The sequence below is a fragment of the Vibrio crassostreae genome (assembly GCF_041439375.1).
Lineage (GTDB): Bacteria > Pseudomonadota > Gammaproteobacteria > Enterobacterales > Vibrionaceae > Vibrio > Vibrio crassostreae_D.
In genome coordinates this window covers 1-20,970 of record NZ_JBGONY010000076.1, presented here as the reverse complement: position 1 = coordinate 20,970, position 20,970 = coordinate 1, and the positions used below count along the sequence as shown (strand labels likewise).

Genomic DNA, 20,970 nt, shown 5'->3' with positions numbered 1-20,970 from the left:
AATAATCACCCATACTGGCCGTTTCTATCTGAGATCCAATTAGGAAACAAAGCCCGAAAATTGAAGCGAGCCAAGGCGAGCAGATCATGACAAGAAACGAAATGCGTCAAACGCTTTTTGAGTATATATAGGTTGATTACTATCGAACGAAAAGGCAATCTTACGATCACCTTTTGCATTCATCATTCCTATTCATCTAGATAGATTCACAAATAGGTATTCTGGTGAGTCTATCTTAAAGGTTGGCAATGAACTGCTGGTTAAACTGAGCGTTTACTTTGCGGTTAAGCTGTTCGTATTTCTCGGTCAATTCAATTTGTTGAGTCTGTAGTTGACCGGTGGTCAGGTTAGCAGTGTGAAGCTGACGCATCTCTTCCATAAAGCCATTTGTTAGCTGGCTAAAGATGGCATCTTTGCCGATGATAAAGCTAGTGAAGTTCTCTTTTACAAACGCTTGTTCATCGCTACTCAAGTTTTCTAGACCAAGGCGAGCTTGATTCGCTGAGGTCACATCATCAAACGTCGCTTTTGCCGGATCAGTACCAGGATTTAAGTACGCTGCTTCATTTTTGAAGTCTTCTGCTGTATGTGTTTGTGCGTTTTCAATCAGCTTTTGAGAGGAGCCTCTTACTTCAAATGTAGACTGTACTGGCTTGTGGTCGCTGACATTATCAAACCCTTCAGTGATAACACTGGTTTCATGGTTTTGTAAGTTGCCTGTTTTATTTGTTAAGCCAGTATTATCGAGCTCACCGAAGTCAGGGCGGTCACGACCTTCTTTTTGTTTAATATTACCAGTGTGCTTATCAAGCTGCATGTAAGTGTGACTATTAAGAGGATTGAACTTAAAGCCATGCTTGGCTAAATGCGTATCATCATGTGCGACTGGATCGTACATCACATCAGAACCTTGAGCGGTGCGTTTTTCACGCTCATTCAGATCACCAGTGATCAGAACCTCTTCATGCGGTTTGCTCCCTTCCATCAACTTGTTACCTTCGAATTCACGTTTGACTTCTTTGTTAGAATCCAAGTGTGCAGAAATGACGTTTAGAGCTTGACCATTGATCTCTAGAGCCGTTTTTACGCCACCTTTGTTACCAGTGATACCCATGAAGAATTCCATGTTTCGACCACCGATACCATGACGGTATTCAGACTCTTTTTTGACGTTAATATCGACGCCGTCTTTTGCAAAAACGGACATTGAAGTGTAGCTAACACCTTCACCAAGACCTTTCGTCATAACTTTCATTTTGTTTTGACTCAGAAGGTTCATACCATCAAGCTCAAGATCGTTAGCAAGCAATTTAGACTCTTGTTCCGCAAACAAAACCACATCATAGTCACCTTTTTGAATCAGGTTCTGGAAGTAGTTCTTTGTGTCTTCCGGCATCTTTTGGTTTGCTTGGTTATAGGTCAAAGTTAAGACCTTAACGTTGCCGCTGCCTTCTTTTTTATGCAGTTGTTGATTCATCTGATTCAGCTTTAAATCACCGTTTTTTGAAGAATCGGCTTTACTAAAGAAACGATTAAAAAAGCTTCGGTTTTCTTTTTGTTTTAGAGTAACGTCACCATCGCTATTTTTAGTTACGCTGTACTCTTTACCAAATACAGAACCAAATTTAACGGTATCGCCTTCTTTGGCGCTACTTTTAATATTTTGAATATCTGCGAGGTCTAAATTACCTCGATGCTGGCTATTAATTTGAATTGTAGACATACATTAAACTCGTATTTTAAATAAGGGAACTTAAATAAAGATCCCAGCAGGAAGTGTTTCTGGGATTGTCTCTGCGTTATCCGCTTGCTCAATAAAATGGTGCCATTGCTCCATTCTTTCTAACAGTTGCTGAAAAGTGTTCTGCACATAATCTTGAGGTTTGTTTGAGAGAAAAATAACCTTGTAGATCGTTAACCTTCGGCTATCGGGCATTAGACCGATACCGAAACCACCACGGAAAGGTTCCAGAGCATGTTCACCAATCGCGATAGCAATCGTTTCTGGAAGAGGGGTTGGCAACTCCACAGGGCTGGTGAGAGACATGTGTAAGTTAATGGTGGTTTCGTTCTTAAATACGGTTAAGAAAAGTGCTTCATCATGATTATTCGTATCCGATGATAACTCACATTGAAATAATCCGTTTTCATCAAAATCCACGCCGTTACCTAAAAAACTGATACTTTCCTGATAAATATCCATTGTGTTCCTTCTGTGTATTTTTCTGAGGGTTCTTATTCGTAGTGAGAAGAATTATAAAGATGAGGGAATGGCAAGATATTAAATACGGGCGGAAGTTTTTATACTCAATGAACTTTAAGAGGCTTTGATGCTTAATTTAGTTTAGAGACAGAGTCGCACCGTTTCGTGTGCTTCTTAGTCAATACGACAAGTTTTATAACCCAGTAAGCTTGTTCAACGCTTTGCTCATCGCATAAGTTTCACCCACCTGTGCATTGTAATTTCTTAAGCTCATCGTCCTCCTAGTAACAGAGAATGAATGCATTGTTGCTTAAATCAGTTGAACCTTTTCCAAGTCTTGTGATCTGATCCTTTATGGTAGTTAGAACGGTGGTGACATGGGTAAAGCGGAAAAGAAGATAACTAACTGGGCGGAATACAATAAGGCTCTGTGCAAGCGTGGTAGAGGTTTCCAGTATTCTGATACCGCGATTGAAACTGCCTTGATGATTAAGGGGATCTTCTATCCGCCATTACGTGCTCTTCAAGGCTTTATTGATTCTATCTTTGAGCTATTGGATGTTCCACTGACGTCCCCTGACTACACCTGTATCAGCAACCGTTCGAAGACAGTTCAGGTCAAATATCGCAATAAATCCAAAGGAGCTATTCGCCATATAGCGATTGACTCGACTGGTCTCAAAGTTTTTGGCGTCGTTGAACCTCAAACTGATTTGATCAACAACGCCGAGAATGAGTGGATTCCATACATCGCGGAAAATCTAAAGTAAAATGGCTATGAACTTATGCTAGGAGTGGGTTTTATTATTGGGTTGATAATCGCAACAAAGCGTAGATAAGCGTGTCAATGATCTCCTCAAGGAAGAGTTCTTGCTGACTCAGGACAAAAATCTTAACGAGTTAAAACGCTTATTGAAGAGTTGATACATACGTCTAACGAAATTAGGCGGCATTTCAGTCTAGGTGTGAATTTGCCAAATAAAATGCATGAAAAAAGCCAGTAACTTGCATTACTGACTTACTAAAAATTGCCAACCTACTTTAGAAGAAGGGGACTCTAATCCGCAGTGGTTTTAAACGGTAGGAGCAGATGCTCGCCATGCTTGGTTTTGGCTATCAGCAATTGAGCGAAACAGATCCCGCAGCTCTTTAAGCATACTATCTTGAAAACCAATATTTTCGTCAGCTTTCTGTTTCAATGCTTGTGCACGTGTCGCTAGAACTTCATCTTCTTTACCGCGAGCCTGAGCTTTAGTTTGCTCTACATTTGATGCTGAGTTTGCCATCTGACTAAGAGACTGAAGAATCGAATTTCGCGCTTGATTAGAGGTGGTAGCTTTGTCAAACTTTCGCCCCCCTTTTGTCAATTTATCAGTCAAATTACCAAGACGGTCTTGCCCGACATCCTGAACACGCTTTAACTGTTGCTGTTGAGTTTTCGATAACCCACCATTGTTCAACAAATCATTAGCCTTATCTACACCAGCTTTTTGTGTTTTCAGTAATGTATTAGTCGATGCTTCCGCTTTAATTTGTTTACCAGCTTTTAAAGAACCTATTCCGCCCAAAATTGCCGTTACACCGGCTAGAACTCCTGAAACTACAGCCATTGCGATCATCGCTTTAGCAGATTTATTTAGCTCTTGTGCTTGACTCTTAAGGCTCGCTACGTTCGCTTCAACCGCGATTTCACGTTCAAGTGTTTGTTGTTCCCGGCTTAACTTCGAAACTTGGTACAGTAGGGTCATCAAAGCAAGAGATTCTGAAACCGCGTTTGACGATGATTGGGTTCCAGACTGACCATTGAAAGCTTTTTCTAGGGTTTGCATGAGTAGATTTGCTGTTGGTGCCAAAGCGGTCATCAACTTTTCAACCACGCGAGCTTGTTGTCCACTCGTCGACGCTTTTGGAACTTCCAAAAAATAATGTTTAGTGCCTGATACTGCAGTATCATCGTTACCACGGGCTACCGCTGCTTCTGTTTTTGTTTTTGTTTCGGGGGCTTTTTCAGCCTTAGTCGTTTTACCTATCTCACCCAAACCGTATAGATCTGCATTCCCAGTCTTACCAATTTTATCTAACATAAATCCTCCTTAAACCGTCGCTGGACGATTCATTACCGTTTCCATCGTTTCGCTTTTCGCCTGAATCATCTGCATGATGACATTCATCAACTCTTGGAAACCTTCCATCATCTTAGCGATTTCTTTTTTAAGCTTATCAATAACCGATTGAGTCAGCACCTTCTCCGCTTTCTGCTGAGTAAGATCCGCATTAATTTCTGTCACTTTAGCTTTATTATTGGAATGAACACTATCGGCAGAGCCTTTACCAACATTAGAAAGAAGATCTAATGACTCTGCAGCAAATCGAATACCTTTAGCTGTCGTCGTGGCTGCTTTAGAACCCATATCTGCAACTTTTGCCATATTAGCTGCCGCTTTAGTCGCAATATCAGTGATTTTTTGTGCTACTTTACTGGCACTTTTCCCCGCCAATTTAGCAATACCGCCCGCAGCCGCGCCGCCAAACGTCACAACAGCCCCAATAACCGCAACCGCAATCTCTAAAGCCATCATAACTTTGCTGAGAGCATCGACATTAATGCCAGCTTCTTTCATTGCATTTTGAACAGCTGGTTCTTGCATAGCCATACTGACTACACCCAATACACCACCGGCAATCATTAGTGCACCAGCTGCTGCTCCAACACCAGTTGCCACCATTACAGCGCCCACTATAATCGAAACTGCGGCACTGACCCACCCAAATATCTTGGAAACCAGACCCGATTTTTTCGCTTCTTTAGCCGCAGCTTCAGACTCTTTGAGTTTTTGTTCGTTATCCTTTATTTCTTGTTCGTGTTTCGCTTTCGCTACTTTTACTTCTTGGATCTTAAGCTTGTTTTGTACGCTCTTCAGTTTGTCTGTGATAGCAGCTAGCTCTACCTCAAAGTCATCGGCTGACCCTGCCAGGATTTTCACTGCTAGTGAGCCCGTGTTGTCGGCGACCGCATGTAAAACCTTGGCAATCGAATCAACGATTTTTTGTAGTTGATTCATGGCTTTCAGCGTTAATTCATTGACCTTATCGCTAACTGCAGCGTTCGGTGCATCAAGCTGAACTTTAACTTTACCAGTGTTCGGTACTTCAGATTTTTTACCTTTTACGTTTTCAACCGTTACTGAAGCTGACACGTGAGATGCAGTCTTAGTAACCTTATCTAACATTGTTTGACCAGAATCCGGTAAGTATGCCTGACTCTGAGTGCGGTCTAGTGCAATAGAATTCATATTCTAGTTACTCCTTTTGTTTTTCACCGCTTCTAACATGATGCCTGCGCGTTGATGCAAATCTGCATACTCTGGTTTTCCGGCAGACATCCCCTTCGCGCTGTAAAACCCACTCTCTGCCTCTGTTAATTGCTCAAGTTTTAGGTAACACTCTGCAGAGTGGAAAGGTGGGCGTGGGTCATTAATATCTACAAGCGCTGCATAACTGTAGGCGTCAATCGCCTGCAGGTACTCACCCAGTTCTTGACGAGCAGCTCCTAAACCAATAAAAAATCGTGCTTGGTAGTGGTCAAGCATGCTAAGCAGTTGGAATATCTTACCGGCTTGCTCTATTTTTCCTGATTGGAAAAAATTGAATCCAACAGCGTAAATGTGCTCAATGGTATCTGCTGATACATCGTGCAGCATTTTTAACGTTCCACCTTCCTCAAGAAACGAAAGGAGTTCCTCTGCTTGCATTTGAGATGGGTCAGTTACCGGGTTTTGTGTAGTCATGGTTATTTATCCTTAAATCGCTCGTAGGATTGCTTGCAAAATATTGTGGTACTTTTGAACAAATTTATTCATAGCTTCAACAGTTGCGTTGTATTGGGAACTGATGTCGCTTAACGCAGTAGTTTTTAACTGTACAGAATCGTTAATTGGCTTCGACTTACTTGAAACCGAGCTAGAAAAATTACTAAGGTATTTGTTATCTGTATTGTTATAATATACATCGCGACTAACAGTCACTCCTGCATTCTCTAAAAATTGTTTGTGAGTAAAGTATTTAACTCCATCAGAACCAACCCTTGGAGTTATATGTTTTTCTAAATACTTAAACTCCTTACCTTTTTCAAACTTTTGTTGAGTCTCATATCCGAAATGTTTATAAGTAAAATGCTGCCTGTCTGGATAATAATGCCCATCACCAGTACTTGAGTTAATTATCTCCGATAACTTTGTACTGATGGTAGTCTGGACTTGACCAAATATTTTTAGTTTAGTCGTAAGCTCTTGGAGTTCCTCTTTCTTCTCGTTACGCTTTTCAAGACGGTTCACTCGACGCTCATTTAAAGAAAACAGCACGCGCTCATCAAAACGATCGCCAATAGTCGAATCAATCACAGATAACAAATCACGAGAGGTTAACGAGTGCTCAGCTTTAACATCTGCTTTCCTTTGACCGTCAGTCCCTACCGTTATTTTCTTTTCATCTTCTGTGATTTTACTTAAACGAGCTTTCAGAGCGGCTAGGTTACTCATCATTTTTTTATGACGAGTGGCAAAGTCGATACCAACATCTTTCCTCAACATCATTTTTTCAAACTGAAATCTTATATCTCGTGCTGTATGCTGTTTTATTTGGTCAACCTGTTGTTGTGGAGTTTGGAACTTCTGCACTTCGTGAAGACTGCTATAAAAGGCATCGACTTGAGTGTTTATAAGACTCACAGCCATATTCGAGAATAAGCTAGAGAGCGTTATATCCGTAGATGAGCTCCTTAGCTTTGCAATTGCCGCATCAAGTACTATTTGCAGCTTACTAACCGAACCTGCTCCATAAGCATTTGCGTATTGACCTTTTACTTGGTTCACCAGATCGTTCAGCCCTCCTCTAAGCTCCTGCTTAGACATACCTGGAAGCCAAGTGATTTTATTTGCCAAAAGTTGTGCATCACTGCCACTTAGCGTAAGACCTGCATTATTTAAAGATTTAGTAAGCTGTGCTAAAACTGCTGCTTTGAAGCTTTCTTTCGTTAATAAATAATCCGAGTTATTTAGCTCGTTGATGTCTACCGAACCTAGATTGCGAAATGCATTACGCAAAAAAGAAATAGCGTTTTCACGAACCTTACTAGAGCTCATTTGCTGAGAAAGTGCATTTATAAACACTTTGATTTTCGCAGTAGCCTGTTTAAGTGCATCGGCATCTAAGTTAGCTATTTGTTGTTCTTGGGAACTCTGGCTTCCTAAGCGGAACTGGTTGATAAAGTCAGTCGGGAGCGAATTGTCGACCTTATCGCTTAACTGCTTTTCGAACCAAGTTCGGAATTGGTAAGTAAGTGTTTTGTTGACTCCGTTTATCAAGTCTTGAGGCGAAGTCTGACCATTTACCGCTTGATTTTGCAACGACTTCATCCAATGTGCAGCAGTTTCAACTGCCGCAGTGCCAGTAAATGCCGCTTGCTTCTCTAATAGTGTTCTCAATGAGTCAGCATAAAGATCTAGGCTTTCTTGTTCAGTGCGCCCTAAAATATTTGGCAATTTACTAATCAACGACTTCAAGTGAGCCGTATCTGGTTCCCCTAAAATAGTAGCCAATTTATCAGCCAAACGATCTTGAAACGAGGTCTGAGATTTAGGTCGGGGGCTTACTCCACCTACCGGGTTTCTGCTAGTTATATCCGTCATGTAAAAACCTTTAAATTACTATGCCACGTACTAACACAGGCCGCTTGCGTCTAGAGCCTTCGACACTAGTGGCTTGTAGCGGGCGTTGTTGTTGTCTGCGACGTTGTACTTCCTCAAGCAATTCATGTTCTGCTTCTTTCATCAACTTGGGATCGACACTTAACCCATCGAGCAGAATATTGCCTGCTACTGAACCAACGCCTAATCCTTCAAGTAATTCCTCGAAGACTTCAGCTCTATCCTCTGCATTACGGATAACAAGTTCTGATTTTTCAATGGTTTCGGTAAAGGGGTTATTCATCTTGATACCTATCTTAATGCGAAGCATCGCTTGGATGCTGTCAGTAACAGTCGAGAGTTTTTACTTTTTAAGTGGGCGGTAGTCACTCAGACGCAAGAAGTACCAATCTTCTTGTTCATCGTGGCTCGCACCACAGGCTTCCAAATAGAACTGCGCTAATCTTTGGTTGCTCATGCTACTACCACGCATTACGTCAACGTTGCCACGAATGATCCAGTCAAGGGGGTAACGTTGGATAGCATGTTCTGCGAGCATGAACAGGGCAGAAAAAGGGTTCCTCAAACCTTGATTAGGAATGATTCTTCGCAGCAAAACGATGATGATTTCGCCAGCTTCTACTCGGAACACCAACTCCATGCCATCGCATTCGTAGCGTTGCCCAAGTAAGATTGTGCTTTTCTGCCAAAAATAAGGCGTCACTTTAATACCTGACGCCACTAAAGACTGTGTGAGTTCACATGCCATTACATTCCCACCCTGCCCAACGGTTGAATATTAATTTGTTGCGTCAGCTCTTGAAACGACAGTACCGGGAGATCGTAGTATTCAGATTCAATCAACTTGCGCACGTAACGGCGTACGTCCATTGACACAACCAGAACCGGCTTATTTGGCATACGGCTCAAATCACCAATTGTTTGTTTAACGTCGCTGACAAACTGTTGAGTTACAGAAGGATCAAGCGCTAAGTAACTGCCTGATGAAGTCTGACGAATACCGTTACGGAGCGTATCTTCCAAGCTCTGATCCAACAGGTATGCAGGTAACATATTTTGACCACTGGCGTACTTGTAACAAATGTAGCGTTTCAAACTTGAACGAATGTATTCGGTCAACTGAACCACATCTTTTTCTTTTTGTCCCCACTCCACCATGGCTTCTAAGATTACGCGTAAGTTACGAATAGAAATATCTTCAGAAACAAGACGTTGTAGTACTTCCGTCATTTTTTGCAGAGGCAAAATACGCTGCGTCTCCTTTACTAATTCAGAATAACTACCTTCCATTTGCTCAAGTAAGTAACGAGTCTCTTGGATACCGATAAAGTCTTGCGCGTACTCTTTCAGCACGTGAGAAAGGTGATAAGTCAGAATACGGTCGGGAGTTAGAAAGCCCACTTGGCTGTTTTGCAGTTTTTCTCGATAGCCGTGGTCGACCCAAACACTCGAAATGCCTGGTAGAAAATCATCATCTTTTTCGTAAGGTACACCAATTAAATCGATCTGATCACTGCCTTCTGTCACCAACAGCTTTAAGCTTTCAATTCGACCGCGAGCAACCGGCACTTCTTGCAATTGAATCAAGTATTCACCGTTACTCATCCCCTCGTTAAATCGTAAATGAATCCCCGGAAATGGCACGCCGAGATCGAGGTATAACGCGCGTCTTACACGTGCGAGCTCATCATTCAATGCCACGGCTTCTAAGCTCTCTTGTAAGCGAGAATCCAAGTCGATGAGCAGCGGCACTGTCATCGCGAATTCTTCTTGTTCACCCAACTTTCCTTTGCTGTTCCGCGAAGGAGTCAACTTGTTTGATTTGGTTGCTGGCAAACCCGCCCCTTGGGCAACAAAACTTGGTAAGTCGGCACTACTTAATTCACTCTGTTTTTTTTGTCGATGGAGTATGAAGAAGCCGCCCCCACCGACTAGAATAGCAAGGACAGAGAAGGTGATCTTCGGGAAACCGGGAATCAGCGCAAACAATACCAGCAGCACACCACCAATCAACAAAGCTCTTGGTTGTGCGGTAACCTGGTCACCAATATCCGAGCCTAGATCAGAAGAGTCTTCATTCGAAACGCGTGTAACGATGATGCCAGCAGTAATGGCGATAAACAGAGCCGGGATTTGTGATACCAGACCATCACCCACGGTCAAAACAGCAAATAGCTCCAGTGCTTCAGACGCTGACATGCCTTTTTGAGTCACCCCAATGGTGACACCACCAAGAAGGTTCACCACGATAATCACCAGACCAGCAATAGAATCCCCTTTTACGAACTTCATTGCGCCGTCCATCGAACCGTACATTTGGCTTTCTTTTTCAATCAATGAACGACGGTTACGTGCCTCATGAACATCGATAACCCCAGCGCGCATATCGCCGTCGATACTCATTTGCTTACCCGGCATCGCATCAAGGGAGAATCGAGCACTTACTTCAGCTACCCTTTCTGAACCTTTGGTGATCACCATAAACTGAACAATGGTGATGATCAGGAAGACGACGATCCCCACGACCAAGTTACCACCAACAACGAAGTTACCGAAGGTAGAAACTATTTGACCAGCATCACCTTGCAGCAGGATAAGTCGCGTTGTAGTGATAGAAAGTGACAAACGAAATAGAGTTGTGATCAAAAGAACCGCTGGAAATGCAGAGAATTCCAGCGGTGATGTAATGTAGATAGCAATCATCAATAAGACGACCGCTATACTCATGTTGGTACCAATAAGTACATCCACTAATGCCGTAGGTAAAGGCAAGATCATCATAAAGACGATTGCCAGTAACATCACGGCAAGCATGATGTCTTTGCGCTGCCCAACTTTGTTAAGAATATCGATCAACTTATTCATTTTATTCACTATTTATAGATTGGATATATCGGCGATGAGCACGGCGCGCACCCTCAGGATCATCTTGTTTCCAGCGCGCTTGACTAAGGCAAAACCATAAACCAGCTTCATTAGAATTGCTGGCTTCCAACAGGCTTTCGCACAGCTCAATTGAACGAGTGTAACGCCCTGAATCTAGGCATGCTACCGCCAATGCTTGGCGAGCTTCTAGATGCTGAGGTTCGATTTCCAACAGCGCTTCGAGTAATATAATCGCTTGTTCGGGCTTTTTATATTGAACTTGGAGAGCCGCGTGGATAAGCAATAGTTCAACATCTTTTGGTTGTAACATGGAGGCTAAACCTGAATCAGTAGATTCAACGCCATTGTGAGATAACGTTGGTCTAATTGAGTGTTTTGCAACGTTTCTACGGCTTGATTCAGCGCATGAGAACCATTTTGCTGCGCTAAATTCTGAAGTCGTTGCTGAGTGGTCTCAAACTGCTGACGGTACTTATCAGGACGAAGTAACTCTGTATGGATAATCTTGGGCTTTGCGAGCGGCATCAAGTACTGCTCAGATGGGCGAAGTTCATACAGCTTCTCTAAGTGCGTCGCGATGGCTTTCCCATCAGGCAGTAGTTGAAAGCGCTGCGGGAAGTCGTTTTCAACCTGATCAAGCGAGACATGTGCAAAGCTTTCAATACCAACGTTTAATCGACTTATCCGATTCATGAATTCGCCACATCGTTATGCAAACGAACCAGCAACGCGAACGCTTGTTCTATGGATGGTAATGTCACTTCATCCCCCTCAATTTGCGTTGATAAAACCAACATGTCTTCCTCGAATAGCCCAGCTTTAATAGTAAACGGCCAACCTTGCCCTGCATGACAAAAGCTCAGGGCTTTTTTAATTGACTCATTAAATTGGTGCCATGGCAGCGCTCTTACCAACATAAGAACCAAACAATCCTGATATTTCTCAAGGTACAAGGTGCCGCTTTTTTCAAAGTTCAACTGAACACGTCCAGCTGACGAGAAATCTACGGCTACAAGTCCCATTCCTTGGCAAAAATCGTCCACTGACGCATCAATCCAACTCATCGTCCCAACTTTCCTCTTCTTCTAAATCAATCGCTTCATCAAGCGCTTTTTGCACTGCTTGGATTAGATTTTGTCGCTGCTCTTCGTCATTAAATACATCAATGGAAATATGCCGGACTAGTTTGTGCAGCTCTCTGCAAAAACCAATTTTTCGCTCAGTCGCTTCCAACTCCATAGCATTCACTAAGTTCCAGATCTCTTCACTTCCCACCCAGCGCTGCTCAACCAAGTCGATGATATCTGACATCAAATCAGTAACTTGATAAGCCATGGCTTGCCTGCTGAGGTTTAAACATCTGGTAGAGATTACCAACTTGATCTTGAAGAGTGTTCAGCGTCTTAAGTTTTTGCATATCTGACATTAAAAGCTGCAGCTTAACCGGATCAATATTGCTGCCTTGAACGCTTAAATCGGCGCTCATACCTTGCAACATAAAGTCGACTGCGGTGTACACTTCTTTCTCACCAAAACGCTCAACTACATCCTTGTATGCCGAACCTAAACCTTGGTAGCTGTGCACCGTGTCACGATAGAAACCACGTAGTTGGTGCAAACTGCTGAAGCCTTGCTCTCGGCTATATTCGTCAGCAAAGCTCGATACACTAATTTCGGTATCAATCTGAGACCAAGAATCTGGATTTTTCTCAAAGTTCAGAAGTGCTTGGTCAATTAACGCCAGCAGGTTCTTACTTTCTAAGTTAGCCCCGAGAAATTTTTTCACCGCTTTCAATGCAAGGTACTGGTGACTTTTCTCTTCAGAAAAACCATTAAGGTACGCTTGTAGCTGGGCAATCGTTGATAAATTACCACTTGCCATCTTGGCAGCAAGGTCTTTGATTTTTTGATTCTTCTCAAGATCGGGCACTTTCCTCAAATAATCAGAAACCAGGTCATGAGCTTCATTAATCCGAATACCGCCATCTTTCACTTTACGTTTGGTTAGATCTTTTTCCGCTTTTTCTGAGCCTAATGATGTAAGCTCTTCCATCGCGTCAAACAGTGATTGAGTAGCATTGTGCACTCGGACGCTTTCGCCTCGATAGTTGCCGCCAATAGACTCCCCTGAACGTGTGTGTTCACGACCGCTTCGAATTGGCGTGTCAAACTTGTTACCCGTTGCAATTTGATTATTGATGATACTCACTCACTTGCACTCCTTTCGTACAGTAAGATCCGATTATAGGAGTTGCATTTGCAATAAACTGTCAAAATCAGACGTGTTTTTTTAGGGCGTTTTAAGTTTTCTAAAAACTCTCGACCAATAGTAACTATAAATACTGCACCATCCTTTCTATTCTACCATTATCAGTTATTACGCATATTTCCTAAATTGAACGATTTCTCATACATCACCGAAACGCAACAATCTGCAATCAGACAGACACGTTTGATACAAATCCGAGGTCGAGTTACTCAAGTTACCGGAACCATAATCAAAGCTGTGGTCCCTGGTGTTCGCATTGGGGAACTTTGTGAGTTGCGTAACCCTGATCAAACCTTGTCGTTACTCGCGGAAGTGGTTGGTTTTCAGCAACACCACGCGTTGCTTACCCCGCTTGGAAACATGCTTGGTATTTCCTCTAATACCGAAGTGAGTCCGCTAGGAAAGATGCACGAAGTGGGCGTTGGTAATCACTTGTTAGGGAAAGTATTGGATGGGCTGGGGCGTCCGCTTGATGGCACCCAAAACAAAGAGCCGAGTGCTTGGTATCCGGTTTACAAAGATGCGCCGCCGCCGATGCAAAGAAAGTTGATTGAGACCCCGATTTCCATGGGGGTTCGTTCGATAGACGGATTGATCACCTGCGGCGAAGGACAAAGGATGGGTATTTTTGCCGCCGCTGGCGGTGGTAAAAGTACCCTACTTGCAAAGTTTATTCGCTCTGCTGATGTTGATGTAACAGTTCTCGCCCTTATCGGCGAAAGAGGTCGTGAGGTTAAAGAATTTATCGAACACGACCTTGGTGAAGAAGGCATGGCAAGGTCGGTGTTAGTCGTAGCGACCTCCGACAGACCCGCGATGGAACGTGCCAAAGCTGCGTTTGTGGCGACCTCCATCGCGGAGTACTTTCGTGACCAAGGTAAACGCGTCCTACTGCTTATGGATTCAGTCACGCGCTTTGCCCGAGCTCAGCGTGAAATCGGCTTGGCAGCAGGTGAACCACCAACACGACGAGGCTATCCGCCTTCTGTTTTCGCGGCATTACCAAGACTGATGGAACGTGCTGGTCAATCAGAAAAAGGCTCCATCACCGCACTATACTCCGTACTCGTAGAAGGTGACGACATGACAGAACCGGTTGCCGATGAGACCCGATCAATACTTGATGGTCACATTATTCTTTCTCGGAAACTGGCTGCAATGAACCACTACCCAGCCATAGACGTGCTTCGTTCAGCAAGCCGTGTAATGAACCAAATCGTTGACAAAACTCATCAAGCGTCGGCTGCACATATGCGTGAAATGCTGGCAAAGTATGAAGAAGTTGAACTGCTGATCAAAATTGGTGAATATCAACATGGAGCTGACAACCGCGCGGATATGGCTATTGCACAAAGTGATGATATCCGAGCGTTTTTACGTCAAGGCACACACGAACCAAGTGAACTTAACGAAACCGTGACTCAGTTACGAGGACTCGCGAGCTTATGATCGAGCAGTTGCTAGAGATAAAAAAGATTCGTGCCGATCGAGCTGACACTGCAGTTCAGCAGCAAGAGTATCGAGTTAACAGCTCACTCTCTATGCGACGAAAAGCCGAGCAATCCGTGGTAGATTATCGCCAATGGCGAAAAGAGGAAGAAGAGCGGCGCTTTTCCAAAGCGAAGCAGGAAATGGTGGTACTAAAAGAACTCGAGATGTTGCGACAAGAAATTGCTCTATTAAGGGAAAGAGAAGCCGATTTAAAACAGCGTGCCGCTGAGGCTAAAAAGACATTGGAGCAAGAAACCCAACGCCTCAAAGAAATAAAAAAAGAGGCTCTCGTCGCTCATAAAGCCAAAGAAAAATTCATTCAGTTAAACGAACAAGAAGTTGCTGAAAAAACTCGCCAAGTTCAGTACCAAGAAGAACTCGAACAGGAAGAGTTTCGTAGTGCCATTATTTCATAGAAGGTAAATATGCGAGTTAAACACGACCACCCAAACACAGCAGAATTTCCCCAAAAGGTTCGACAGAGTCCCGAAACTAACGTCTCGGAAGCGCTTAAATCTCGCTTTAACAATGCCCTTAAACAAAGACCTATAGTACCAGGTCTTTGCCAAAAGCCCTCTCCCTTGTACACCGCGGCCTTTAATTTGGATAAATTAGAAACCGTGAAGTCTAAATTTCAGCATGCGCATATTCAACAAGAGAGTACAAAGGATCAAACTTCTAAAGGCGGGTCGAATAGTGGCATCTTAGGACAGCCAAAGACTGCAATAGAGGCTGACTCGAGTACTAAGAAACACGTTAAGCCCAACTCCTCATTGACCGAGCCTGCTATCGCCGATAAAAAATACATAAAGCATAAGAGCGACTCGCCAGTAGAAAACAAAGATAAAAACCTAGGTCAATCACTATCTGAGAAAGCTGCTTTAAATAATGCGGCGGGTGAACACATGCAACGACAAGAACAAGTTATTGTAAAAAAACAATCCGTCGTCTCATCGGCAGAAAAAAAACAAATCACACATGATAACCAGGCAGATTTAGTAAGTTCAATCCCATCACCCGATGGTCTATATCGCGACCCCAAAGCCATTTTTTCCAGCTTTCAAAAAGACTTAAAGCATCAAACCACACCAATACAGCTAGATGGTAAAACCGCTACCGCCGTGCAAAAGGTATTGAACAGTCAGTTACAAAAGCCAAATTCAGTAACAAAAGAGGTGAGTACCTTAAGCAATACAGAGATTAATGTGGAAGCTAAAACTGCCTTATCAGCGTTTAAAGATAAGAAAAACCAAAAAAATAACAACAACTTAAACAATAATACAGCAGAAGCGGATCCCAAACTGTACTCGACAAACAATCTAAACCAACCGACAACCCTAGGCGAGATCATCCTAAAGAACATGGACGTAAGCACGCCGCAAAGCTCGACGAGAGACGTGAACAAACTAATCAGCAAGTTAGTCAACAAGATCTATGTTTCTCTTCCAACAGCGAATGAGAAAGAAGTTCGATTGTTTCTCAATGAAGGGCAGCTAAAAGGCGGCGAGATCTCCATTAAACATGATAGTTCTGGTTACAGCGTCTTGATAAGACAAGAGCATGCCCTTTCGCTAATCAACCCAAATTCTAAACAAGAATTGGTTGAGCGCTTACAACGCTTAGGGATTGATCAACCGATTCGAATCTCGGTCAGCGAACAAATGAATCAACAACAAGATCAACAACGCTCTCGACAACAACGCAGTATTTATGATGAATGGAAGCCTGAGGACGAACGATGATACTTGATTTACCTAAGGTCGACGCATCGAGCATCGCACTAAGCAATCAACTATGTACGAAACAATGTCACTTTCAAGATGGCCAGAGCTACAGCCTGTCGGTTACGCTCGGGCAAGAACCTGAATTTATAGGCTATCGTTTGACACTCTTCATTGGCGGGCAAACGATTAAAATCGACTTTTGTGCCGCGCAATTACAGCTGTGGCTACATGATATGCTTGACTCAACGGCTTTTAAATCACTCCCAAACTCATTGCAATTGGCGTTACTCAGTAGCCAAATCGAACCATATACCGATGTAATTAAACGTCTATTTGGGCAGCTTCCTGTCTTGAGCAAGTTACAGGCCCATGAACAGCAAACGCAACAAGATAATGTATTGATGCTCACCATCAACCGTGACGACGCATCTCTTAGCCTCTGGGTAAATGAAGGTCGAGATGTTCTGATTGATGCGTTGCCACAAACACCATCTTACTTAAGCCAAAACATTGCGCTGCCGTTCTGGTTGAGCCTTGGCAGAACACGCTCGGTCCTCAGCCAAATCGAACAACTGGAATTGGGTGATGTAGTGTTTTTTGATGATTGCTACATAGCACAACATCAAGTTCTCTTTCAGATATCCAATCAAAACCTTTGGCAATGTCAACTCGACGAAACCAGACTACATATCCTAGATAAAGAAACCAATATGAACAATATCAATAGCTCTGAAGCACTTACCGACCACCAGAAACTGCCAATTGAACTTACTTTTGATGTGGGTCAACAAACCATTACTTTAGAACAGCTTAACGCACTTCAACCTGGTTTTACCTTTGAGCTTAACCAACCGATTTCAAACCCAGTCACCATGCGAGCAAACGGAAGAATTATTGGTGAGTGTGAACTTGTGAGCATCAATGAACGCTTAGGTGTTCGCGTTCTCGAATTGTTTGGCGGTAGTCAGGAGCCAGCATGATCCAGTTACCTGATGAACTGAACCTAATCGTCACGCTCGCCCTACTTGCTTTGGTTCCTTTCATTGCAATGATGGCGACCTCTTTCGTAAAGCTTGCTGTGGTGTTCTCTCTATTGAGAAACGCACTGGGTGTACAACAAATACCACCCAATATGGCGCTGTACGGATTGGCGATAATTTTGTCGATCTTCATTATGGCACCAGTAGGATTTGAAACCTACGACTACGTTACACAACATGAAATATCCCTAGAAGATTCCGACAGTGTTGAAGGGCTGATTGAAAGCGGACTGCAGCCGTATCGAGAGTTTCTGAAAAAACACATCCGTGAAACTGAAACGGTGTTTTTTACCGATGCTGCGAGAACCTTGTGGCCACAGAAGTACTTCGACCGCTTAGAGTCAGACAGCTTATTGTTGTTACTCCCCGCCTTCACGGTCAGTGAACTAACTAGGGCATTTGAGATTGGTTTCTTGTTGTATCTGCCCTTCATCGCTGTCGACCTAATCGTGTCCAACATCCTACTGGCAATGGGGATGATGATGGTATCGCCGATGACAATTTCGCTACCATTCAAACTACTGCTTTTTGTGTTACTTGACGGTTGGACCAAGCTAACTCATGGCTTAGTACTCAGCTACGGATAGTGAGGAGAGAAATATGAATCCGGCCGAAATAATCCACTTTGCCACTCAGGCTTTAACGCTTGTTCTATTCTTGTCGCTGCCACCGATTCTGGTTGCGGCGTTTGTTGGCACCTTAGTCTCACTCATCCAAGCACTGACTCAAGTTCAAGAACAAACGTTGGGGTTTGTCGTTAAACTGATTGCCGTCATAATTACCTTGTTTGTTACCGCACAGTGGTTGGGCGCCGAGCTGCATTCGTTTGCAACATTGACCTTAGATAAAATCCCGCAAATACGATGAGTTACGATGATTTGCACCACGCACTGTTCCTGTACAGCTTAACGCTTCCTAGGTTAATGGCTTGTTTTATATTCCTGCCGATCTTAAACAAGCAAATGCTGGGTGGCACCATGGTGAGAAATGGAATCTTGTGTTCTCTTGCACTTTTTATATTTCCTATAATTAATCAACAAAATTTACCTGCAGAAACGGATGGAATCTGGTTAATGGTTATCTTGGGGAAAGAGGTGTTATTGGGTCTGCTCATTGGCTTTATTGCGGCGATCCCCTTTTGGGCAATCGAGGCGGCAGGCTTTCTCGTGGATAACCAGCGAGGCGCAGCCATGGCGAGCATGTTTAACCCCACCCTCGGTTCGCAATCGACGCCAACGGCGGTATTGTTGACTCAAACTCTGATCACTTTGTTCTTCTCGGGCGGTGGCTTTGTCACTTTTCTTTATGCGCTATTTTCCAGTTACTCGTCATGGCCTGTGATAGGTTTTTTTCCAACCATAACAGAAGGGTGGGCACGCTTTTTCTACGACCAATTTGAGCAATTAATGTGGCTTGGAGTTTTGATGTCTGCGCCTATAGTACTGGCGATGTTCCTTGCCGAGTTTGGGCTTGCGCTCATCAGCCGATTCGCACCACAACTCAACGTTTTCTTCTTGGCAATGCCGATCAAAAGTGCCATCGCCAGTGTGTTATTGATTGTGTATCTGGCTCTGATGATGAACCACTTTCAAGCACTTTTCTCTGAAATCGCACTGTTCTCAGAGCAGCTAAACACTATTTGGTAATCGCTAGAGTCTGCTTATCTCTCGAACTTATTTTTGCAGCGACTTGTGGATTGTTCTTGCAAAAATAGATGCTTTGAAATGTGGTAACTCTATTCGATAAACCTATAATGCAGTGGAAAGAAACCACAAACGCCGTCCAAAGAGTTCAGCTAAAACGTTTTACTCTTTGTTGAGAGGGATTTACTTAGAACGATTCGGCGAAAAGGAATTAGCCGTCCGCCTCTCACCTGATTAAAACGCTTTATCTCGAACAAAATTCAACCAAAATAAATAAACAGGTCCTAGTAATGAGCGGAGAAAAAACTGAACTCCCCACCCCAAAAAAACTCAGGGATGCCCGCCAAAAAGGGCAAGTTGCAAAAAGTCAGGAAATCATTTCATCTTCATTGATTCTGTCTTTGATTATCGTGTTGTTTGCATTCGCCGATTACTATATGTCGCACATATCTGCCCTAATTTTACTGCCAAGCAAATTGGCATATCAGGGCTTTCAAGATGCACTACTCGACGTAGCTATCGCCATCGCCAAAGAAATGGTTTATCTGCTTGCGCCGATCCTCTTGATTGCAACCTTAGTCGCCATCATGGCTAACATGGGACAGTTCGGCTTTCTATTTAGTGGCGAGTCTGTCAAACCAGATATCAAGAAAATCAATCCTGTCGAAGGGGCCAAGCGAATTTTTTCGTTAAAGAGCATCATTGATTTTATTAAGTCCATTCTCAAAGTTTCGTTACTTTCATGCATTATTTGGATAACGCTGAAAGGTAACTTAAACACGTTACTGCAGATACCTACCTGTGGGTTAGAGTGTGTACCGATCATCACTGGCGTATTAATCAAACAATTGATGATGATCTCTGCGGTAGGCTTTATTGTGATTGCCGCAGCCGATTTTTCTTACCAAAAGTTCGACCACACTAAACAGTTAAAGATGACCAAAGATGAAGTGAAACGTGAATACAAAGAGATGGAAGGCAGCCCTGAAATAAAAAGTCAACGTCGTCAACTGCACCAAGAAATGCAAACTTCAAGCCAAAGAGATAACGTTAAACGCTCGAATGTGTTGGTTACAAACCCAACGCACATTGCCATCGGTTTATACTATAAAAAGGGAGAAACACCTCTGCCTGTAGTTACCCTTAAAGAGACCGATGCGATTGCAAAACGTATGATTGCGATTGCCAAAGAAGAAGGGGTTCCGGTGATGCAGAAAGTACCGCTCGCACGTGCGTTATATGCGGATGGGCAGTTAGACCAATACATTCCTGGCGATCTTATTGAAGCCACCGCAGAGATCCTGCGCTGGGTTGCGTCTCTGGAGCAATCTGAAGAGCAATAAGCGAGAAAACTATGTGGTTCAAGGTAAATATCGCTAGTACTCGACTCACTCAACTTGAAGATACAATTTTTAAGACATGAAAATGATCCATCTCTCCGTAAGCTATTGGTTGTGCATTACACCAGGCTCAATCGTAGAGCAAAGAAAGTAGAGGTCTCATTTAAGCCAAAAACGAGAAAAGCAATACAGCACCTAGCCATTGATGCACCTAGCCATTGATGCGACTGGCCATTGATGCGACTGGCCAATGGTTGATGGCGAAGGTGAATGGAAAGTCAAAAAACACAAGACAGATGGCAAGCGGAGAGTTTGTCGATATCGTATAACTCAAAGCATGAGCCGTCGCAGTAATTGTTGGAACGCCTGTTTTGAAAGCTTTTTCCACTCAATGAAAGTAGAAGCTGTCCAAGACGAGCCGATAATGATGCGAGAAGAGATGCTTCAAGCACTCTTTGAATACATCGAAGTTGTTTATAATCGAACAAGAAGGCACAGGGCTCTTGGGTATCTAAGCCCAATTAACTTTGAAAAACAATATGTCGCTTAATGCCTTCTCCAGTCTAACTGGAGCAGATCATTAGGGCGAATGTCAAAGCTATAAACAAAGTCATAGTGATCCGCACCAGCAGTTTTGGACACTGAGTTAAGTGAGTACAATCACTAATG

Annotated in this window: 22 protein-coding genes and 3 pseudogenes; 11 read left to right on the top strand and 14 right to left on the bottom strand. The window is 43.3% G+C overall.

All coding sequences use genetic code 11. The features are described from left to right. Positions 1-235 precede the first annotated feature (235 nt). Positions 236-1,723: a VPA0450 family T3SS effector inositol phosphatase gene (locus ACED45_RS21740; protein WP_017096459.1), complete on the bottom strand. Its 1,488-nt coding sequence runs from the start codon at positions 1,721-1,723 to the stop codon at positions 236-238. A gap of 30 nt (positions 1,724-1,753) precedes the next feature. Further along, on the bottom strand, positions 1,754-2,203 hold the full coding sequence (ati1, locus tag ACED45_RS21735) for an Ati1 family type III secretion system chaperone (RefSeq protein WP_102534028.1): 450 nt from the start codon (positions 2,201-2,203) through the stop codon (positions 1,754-1,756). 377 nt (positions 2,204-2,580) lie between these two features. Here ati1 and ACED45_RS21730 point away from each other — a divergent pair. After that, positions 2,581-2,895, top strand: a pseudogene (locus tag ACED45_RS21730) (transposase); the annotation flags it as partial. Positions 2,896-3,276: 381 nt separating this feature from the next. On the opposite strand, the gene vopD reads toward ACED45_RS21730, so the two are convergent. Genes vopD through sctW form a run of 12 tightly spaced genes read right to left on the bottom strand, consistent with a single transcriptional unit; the run spans position 3,277 to position 13,003 of the window. Next, entirely contained in the window at positions 3,277-4,287 is a 1,011-nt protein-coding gene (gene vopD, locus ACED45_RS21725) for a type III secretion system translocon subunit VopD (RefSeq protein ID WP_371714978.1), read from the bottom strand. Positions 4,288-4,296: 9 nt separating this feature from the next. Next, the gene (gene sctE, locus ACED45_RS21720; RefSeq protein ID WP_017096455.1) at positions 4,297-5,496 is read right to left on the bottom strand and encodes a type III secretion system translocon subunit SctE; all 1,200 of its coding nucleotides are present in this window, start codon (positions 5,494-5,496) and stop codon (positions 4,297-4,299) included. Between the two features lie 3 nt (positions 5,497-5,499). Continuing rightward, positions 5,500-5,991: a SycD/LcrH family type III secretion system chaperone gene (locus ACED45_RS21715; RefSeq protein WP_017096454.1), complete on the bottom strand. Its 492-nt coding sequence runs from the start codon at positions 5,989-5,991 to the stop codon at positions 5,500-5,502. Between the two features lie 12 nt (positions 5,992-6,003). Next, positions 6,004-7,890: a virulence-associated V antigen gene (locus tag ACED45_RS21710; protein WP_371714977.1), complete on the bottom strand. Its 1,887-nt coding sequence runs from the start codon at positions 7,888-7,890 to the stop codon at positions 6,004-6,006. Positions 7,891-7,900: 10 nt separating this feature from the next. Then, positions 7,901-8,191, bottom strand: a complete 291-nt coding sequence (locus tag ACED45_RS21705) for an LcrG family type III secretion system chaperone (protein ID WP_371714976.1) — start codon at positions 8,189-8,191, stop codon at positions 7,901-7,903. Positions 8,192-8,251: 60 nt separating this feature from the next. Beyond that, entirely contained in the window at positions 8,252-8,656 is a 405-nt protein-coding gene (locus ACED45_RS21700; protein ID WP_102534025.1) for an LcrR family type III secretion system chaperone, read from the bottom strand. After that, a complete protein-coding gene (sctV, locus tag ACED45_RS21695; protein WP_102534024.1) occupies positions 8,656-10,782 on the bottom strand; it encodes a type III secretion system export apparatus subunit SctV in 2,127 nt (708 codons plus the stop codon). The genes ACED45_RS21700 and sctV overlap by 1 nt, the downstream gene beginning before the upstream one ends. After that, a complete protein-coding gene (gene vscY / locus ACED45_RS21690) occupies positions 10,775-11,104 on the bottom strand; it encodes a type III secretion system chaperone VscY (protein WP_102534023.1) in 330 nt (109 codons plus the stop codon). Before vscY ends, sctV begins: the two co-directional genes overlap by 8 nt. 5 nt (positions 11,105-11,109) lie before the next feature. Continuing rightward, on the bottom strand, positions 11,110-11,487 hold the full coding sequence (gene vscX, locus ACED45_RS21685) for a type III secretion system protein VscX (protein ID WP_102534022.1): 378 nt from the start codon (positions 11,485-11,487) through the stop codon (positions 11,110-11,112). Further along, the gene (gene sycN, locus ACED45_RS21680) at positions 11,484-11,858 is read right to left on the bottom strand and encodes a type III secretion chaperone SycN (protein WP_102534021.1); all 375 of its coding nucleotides are present in this window, start codon (positions 11,856-11,858) and stop codon (positions 11,484-11,486) included. The genes vscX and sycN overlap by 4 nt, the downstream gene beginning before the upstream one ends. Further along, entirely contained in the window at positions 11,845-12,129 is a 285-nt protein-coding gene (locus ACED45_RS21675) for a TyeA family type III secretion system gatekeeper subunit (protein ID WP_102534020.1), read from the bottom strand. The genes sycN and ACED45_RS21675 overlap by 14 nt, the downstream gene beginning before the upstream one ends. Next, positions 12,110-13,003 carry a type III secretion system gatekeeper subunit SctW gene (gene sctW, locus ACED45_RS21670; RefSeq protein ID WP_102534019.1) on the bottom strand — a complete coding sequence of 298 codons (894 nt, stop codon included), beginning with the start codon at positions 13,001-13,003 and terminating at the stop codon, positions 12,110-12,112. The genes ACED45_RS21675 and sctW overlap by 20 nt, the downstream gene beginning before the upstream one ends. Positions 13,004-13,189: 186 nt before the next feature. Between sctW and sctN the strand changes: the two genes are divergently transcribed. The 10 genes and pseudogenes from sctN to ACED45_RS21620 all read left to right on the top strand — a co-directional run. After that, the gene (sctN, locus tag ACED45_RS21665) at positions 13,190-14,512 is read left to right on the top strand and encodes a type III secretion system ATPase SctN (RefSeq protein WP_102534018.1); all 1,323 of its coding nucleotides are present in this window, start codon (positions 13,190-13,192) and stop codon (positions 14,510-14,512) included. Then, positions 14,509-14,970, top strand: coding sequence for a type III secretion system stalk subunit SctO (sctO, locus tag ACED45_RS21660; RefSeq protein WP_102534017.1), 462 nt, complete (start codon positions 14,509-14,511; stop codon positions 14,968-14,970). The genes sctN and sctO overlap by 4 nt, the downstream gene beginning before the upstream one ends. A 9-nt stretch (positions 14,971-14,979) precedes the next feature. Further along, on the top strand, positions 14,980-16,296 hold the full coding sequence (locus ACED45_RS21655) for a type III secretion system needle length determinant (protein ID WP_102560525.1): 1,317 nt from the start codon (positions 14,980-14,982) through the stop codon (positions 16,294-16,296). Next, a complete protein-coding gene (gene sctQ, locus ACED45_RS21650) occupies positions 16,293-17,258 on the top strand; it encodes a type III secretion system cytoplasmic ring protein SctQ (protein ID WP_102560523.1) in 966 nt (321 codons plus the stop codon). Before ACED45_RS21655 ends, sctQ begins: the two co-directional genes overlap by 4 nt. After that, entirely contained in the window at positions 17,255-17,905 is a 651-nt protein-coding gene (vscR, locus tag ACED45_RS21645) for a SctR family type III secretion system export apparatus subunit VscR (RefSeq protein ID WP_017096440.1), read from the top strand. Before sctQ ends, vscR begins: the two co-directional genes overlap by 4 nt. A gap of 13 nt (positions 17,906-17,918) precedes the next feature. Beyond that, complete coding sequence (gene sctS, locus ACED45_RS21640; RefSeq protein ID WP_017096439.1) at positions 17,919-18,185, top strand: type III secretion system export apparatus subunit SctS; 267 nt, start codon at positions 17,919-17,921, stop codon at positions 18,183-18,185. Further along, positions 18,182-18,964, top strand: coding sequence for a type III secretion system export apparatus subunit SctT (gene sctT / locus ACED45_RS21635; RefSeq protein ID WP_029222875.1), 783 nt, complete (start codon positions 18,182-18,184; stop codon positions 18,962-18,964). The genes sctS and sctT overlap by 4 nt, the downstream gene beginning before the upstream one ends. A 287-nt stretch (positions 18,965-19,251) precedes the next feature. After that, positions 19,252-20,304, top strand: coding sequence for a type III secretion system export apparatus subunit SctU (sctU, locus tag ACED45_RS21630; RefSeq protein WP_102534015.1), 1,053 nt, complete (start codon positions 19,252-19,254; stop codon positions 20,302-20,304). Between the two features lie 114 nt (positions 20,305-20,418). Then, positions 20,419-20,620 (top strand): annotated as a pseudogene (locus tag ACED45_RS21625) (hypothetical protein); the annotation flags it as partial. A 6-nt stretch (positions 20,621-20,626) separates the two neighbouring features. Then, positions 20,627-20,851 (top strand): annotated as a pseudogene (locus tag ACED45_RS21620) (IS3 family transposase); the annotation flags it as partial. Between the last annotated feature and the right edge of the window lie 119 nt (positions 20,852-20,970).

Coding starts and splice junctions, on each gene's coding strand:
- ACED45_RS21655 (WP_102560525.1), top strand. CDS start 14,980: ATGCGAGTTAAACACGACCACCCAAACACAGCAGAATTTCCCCAAAAG.
- ACED45_RS21675 (WP_102534020.1), bottom strand. CDS start 12,129: ATGGCTTATCAAGTTACTGATTTGATGTCAGATATCATCGACTTGGTT.
- vscX (WP_102534022.1), bottom strand. CDS start 11,487: ATGAATCGGATAAGTCGATTAAACGTTGGTATTGAAAGCTTTGCACAT.
- ACED45_RS21715 (WP_017096454.1), bottom strand. CDS start 5,991: ATGACTACACAAAACCCGGTAACTGACCCATCTCAAATGCAAGCAGAG.
- sctQ (WP_102560523.1), top strand. CDS start 16,293: ATGATACTTGATTTACCTAAGGTCGACGCATCGAGCATCGCACTAAGC.
- ACED45_RS21705 (WP_371714976.1), bottom strand. CDS start 8,191: ATGAATAACCCCTTTACCGAAACCATTGAAAAATCAGAACTTGTTATC.
- ACED45_RS21740 (WP_017096459.1), bottom strand. CDS start 1,723: ATGTCTACAATTCAAATTAATAGCCAGCATCGAGGTAATTTAGACCTC.
- ACED45_RS21710 (WP_371714977.1), bottom strand. CDS start 7,890: ATGACGGATATAACTAGCAGAAACCCGGTAGGTGGAGTAAGCCCCCGA.
- sctU (WP_102534015.1), top strand. CDS start 19,252: ATGAGCGGAGAAAAAACTGAACTCCCCACCCCAAAAAAACTCAGGGAT.
- ACED45_RS21700 (WP_102534025.1), bottom strand. CDS start 8,656: ATGGCATGTGAACTCACACAGTCTTTAGTGGCGTCAGGTATTAAAGTG.
- sctS (WP_017096439.1), top strand. CDS start 17,919: ATGAATCCGGCCGAAATAATCCACTTTGCCACTCAGGCTTTAACGCTT.
- sycN (WP_102534021.1), bottom strand. CDS start 11,858: ATGAGTTGGATTGATGCGTCAGTGGACGATTTTTGCCAAGGAATGGGA.
- ati1 (WP_102534028.1), bottom strand. CDS start 2,203: ATGGATATTTATCAGGAAAGTATCAGTTTTTTAGGTAACGGCGTGGAT.
- vscR (WP_017096440.1), top strand. CDS start 17,255: ATGATCCAGTTACCTGATGAACTGAACCTAATCGTCACGCTCGCCCTA.
- vscY (WP_102534023.1), bottom strand. CDS start 11,104: ATGTTACAACCAAAAGATGTTGAACTATTGCTTATCCACGCGGCTCTC.
- sctO (WP_102534017.1), top strand. CDS start 14,509: ATGATCGAGCAGTTGCTAGAGATAAAAAAGATTCGTGCCGATCGAGCT.
- vopD (WP_371714978.1), bottom strand. CDS start 4,287: ATGTTAGATAAAATTGGTAAGACTGGGAATGCAGATCTATACGGTTTG.
- sctE (WP_017096455.1), bottom strand. CDS start 5,496: ATGAATTCTATTGCACTAGACCGCACTCAGAGTCAGGCATACTTACCG.
- sctT (WP_029222875.1), top strand. CDS start 18,182: ATGAGTTACGATGATTTGCACCACGCACTGTTCCTGTACAGCTTAACG.